2 protein-coding genes and 3 pseudogenes are annotated in these 2970 nt (G+C 51.4%); 1 reads left to right on the top strand and 4 read right to left on the bottom strand.

Features of this window, described 5'->3' with window-relative positions:
• A pseudogene (locus tag HMPREF3096_RS31160) lies at positions 1-239 on the top strand (hypothetical protein); the annotation flags it as partial.
• A 136-nt stretch (positions 240-375) separates the two neighbouring features.
• Here HMPREF3096_RS31160 and HMPREF3096_RS01875 read toward each other — a convergent pair.
• The 4 genes and pseudogenes from HMPREF3096_RS01875 to HMPREF3096_RS01860 all read right to left on the bottom strand — a co-directional run bounded on the left by HMPREF3096_RS01875 (position 376) and on the right by HMPREF3096_RS01860 (position 2814).
• Positions 376-1407 carry an IS630 family transposase gene (locus tag HMPREF3096_RS01875; RefSeq protein WP_077270146.1) on the bottom strand — a complete coding sequence of 344 codons (1032 nt, stop codon included), beginning with the start codon at positions 1405-1407 and terminating at the stop codon, positions 376-378.
• Between the two features lie 164 nt (positions 1408-1571).
• Positions 1572-1943 (bottom strand): annotated as a pseudogene (locus HMPREF3096_RS30260) (GntR family transcriptional regulator); the annotation flags it as partial.
• 275 nt (positions 1944-2218) lie between these two features.
• A pseudogene (locus tag HMPREF3096_RS28430) lies at positions 2219-2455 on the bottom strand (putative holin); the annotation flags it as partial.
• A gap of 59 nt (positions 2456-2514) precedes the next feature.
• Positions 2515-2814: a hypothetical protein gene (locus tag HMPREF3096_RS01860; protein WP_017146611.1), complete on the bottom strand. Its 300-nt coding sequence runs from the start codon at positions 2812-2814 to the stop codon at positions 2515-2517.
• Positions 2815-2970 lie beyond the last annotated feature (156 nt).

The raw sequence follows: 2970 nt of genomic DNA, 5'->3' as shown, positions 1-2970 counted from the left end.
CAGCAAAAGTTCGATTTATTCAACAAAGCCAACAAGGTAAAAACCAAAAATGGCATTTTAGCCACAGCACAGAAGTAAAAGGGGTTTGTAGTGAGCTCACACTACAACATATAAAAAAATACATAAAGGTTAAAATACAGGAAAAAAATACCTTGCTCTTCCTCATCTTCTGCAAGGTAAGGAGTAAGGGATCGTTAACCTCAAAAATCTCGCTGGTGGTGGGATTGTTTGTGGCCTAAATGCTGACCTCATAGGGTTATGTAACGATACGACAATCGGGATATTCGTTAATGATACGTCGGAGGATATCCAGCCAAATCCAGACCTTTTAGCTCAAACAGGCCAGCTGGCGCTAAATAGCTGCGCCTAATACCGCTACACTTTTGCCTGACTATGTTTTCCTCCGGGGAATGGGCTGGCGGTTTCCATAAAATGGCGGACCTTTTTCAGTAACTGCCACATTGAGCGGCACTGATGATTACGGGTTATCGTGTCATGAAGTGCCTGCCATAGCCGTTCCACATGATTCACCCACGGCGAGTAAACCGGCTGGTAAATTACCCTGAACTTGGGATTTGCTTTCAACCAGCGCTGTGTTTCGCGGCTTTTTTGGATAATGTAGTTATCAACGATCAGCGTGATTGTTTTCGCCCACCGGTAAGTGGCTTTCAGGTGCTTCAGCAGAGCGATAAACAGCGCTGAACTTTTGCTGTTGCCGCCCACGTAGCTGACTTTACTCGTGCCACTGTGCAGTGCGCCGGCCAGATAGTATTTTTCGTTCTGCCCCGGCGTCACTACCCGTTTCTGCTGTCCGCGCAACTGCCAGTCCGCACCGATTTTAGGATTAAGGTGGATATCCACTTCATCTTCATAAAATACCGGATGCTCTGCGCTGCATTCATCCAGCGCTTTGTGGATTACCGCCATCTTTTCATCTTTATGTGGGTCACGGATACGCAGAGTTGGCGCGGCCCTGCGCCATACAAGCCCCGCAGATGGCAACCAGCGGCGAACGGTTCCTGCATGTAACTGGCAACCGGTTATCTCATTGATTTTTATTGCCAGTAATTCGGTGATCCAGCGTGAACGTTGATAACCAAAATAGCCGGGAGAATGCTTTATCAGCTCACGTAACAGGGTGCAGATATGTTCAAAAGGCCAGCGTCGGGAGCGCCCTGCGGGTAAGGATTTCAGGCCTTCAATACCTGAGTGCGTAAACCAGTTAATCCAGCGACCAACGGATGAACGGGCACAACAGAGAGTTCTGGCAACATCGCTGACCCGTTCACCCCGATGAAGCATCAGCATGGCCGTGAGTCTGCGGGCATGATTTTTATCGCGCGTTTTATGAATAGCTTTCTGCATCAGGCGTCGTTCGCCACGGGGTATTGGTGCTATGATCGGCATCGCTCAGTCCGGTTGGTGGTTTTGGTTGGTTTGGCGATTGATCAGATCGCACAATCCGGGCTGAGTTCCCTTTCAGTGATCTACTATTCCGCGCAGCTATTTAGCAACGAGCTGGGGTAGGGTAATAAACCCATTACTCCGGTGAATACAGCTTCAGCGAAAAATCACTCCATCGCGACCATCACCCCTTCCCCCAGCTCCACCATCAACTCTTTATGCTTCTCGATTGGCGGCAGGGCGCAGTTGCTCGATACTCCCCGGATGCCGAAAACAGCGATCCTGACGCGACCAAGATCTTCAGCCGGCACAACTGCTTCGCGACGCAAACCATATCCACCTGCTCCGGTAGCTCGAACCATAACATAAAGCAGCCTTTCGGGCGGCTAACACAGATGCCGCAGGGGAAAAACTCCTGCAGCCAGCAGGCGTAGATCTCCATATTACGCTGATAGATCTGCAGCATCCGCCGTACCTGGCGGTGGTAATGGCCTTCGCAAAAAATTACAGACCGCCTGCTGGGTTGAAGGGATGGTACTGGGGCATTAAGCCCCCAGACAGCGCGTGCATTGCGGGTCAGCTCGCGCTGGTATTGCCGGGCCTCAACCTGAATGCTGGCAGCGAAGAACGGGTGACAACCACTCAGCAGGCTAAGCAGGATGAGAGACTGCGCGAGTCGGATCATCGTTAGAGCCCCATCGTCACGCCGAAGCAGATCGCCGCGACAATCGGTGCACATCGCAGCAGAACGGCGGCAAATCAGCTCATAGCCCGTTGCAACGGGGTATTCAGGCTCATTGCGGCTCACTGGCACCGGCTTGCCGAGGTTCTCTTTCCAATCTTCTATCAGATAGCTCCCCGGGCTGGCGTAAGGAAACAGTGCTCGATCAGGGTGGTAGCCGAGAATGGCAGCTATGGAAACCAGAGACAGCTTGTATAGCGTGATGCCGAGCTGTTCGGGCGAAATGGAGGCGATAGCGGCCAGCAGCGCAACGGCAAGAATAATCCTGTTGCGCAGCCGCTGGTGACGGGCCTCGTGAAGTAACAACATGAGGTGACTCCTGAAGATGAATGTGCCCGTGGGCTGAATAGATCAGGAGATAGTGTGTGTCAGAATGGGGTGCAGAGTAATTTGCTCCCGGGTAGAAAAAAGCCCGACAGATATCGGGCTTCCTGAAGGTTAATTCTGTTGTTGAAGTGATCGCTGTGAACGTTAATAAAAGGAGCCATCTTACGCTGGAACCAGCCGATGTTAACCATTTCTGAATTGGGATAGTTCATAGCTCGACGCTTCTCGTTATAACACAACGCATCCAGTACACGGAGAACTGGAGGTTCATCCATTCCGATGGTCAGGCGCTTATCTGTGATCTCAGCAATGTTTTCCTCCGCGGGTTCGGTTTTCATCATCGCCTTCTCGATCTCTACAAATTGACGTGCCAGATCGAAGTGAAGTCGAGCCCTCAGGGGAGCCCCAACACCAGATTAATAGCTGATAGGCTAGCCACTAACCCAAGGGCAACAAGTGGACTGACCCCATGCCTGTAGACAAATTCTGTCCTCACG

It is taken from the genome of Klebsiella sp. HMSC25G12, from assembly GCF_001807705.1.
Taxonomy (GTDB): Bacteria; Pseudomonadota; Gammaproteobacteria; order Enterobacterales; family Enterobacteriaceae; genus Klebsiella; species Klebsiella variicola.
The sequence above is the reverse complement of the archived record's forward strand: the minus strand, read 5'-3'. Positions and strand labels throughout refer to the sequence as shown.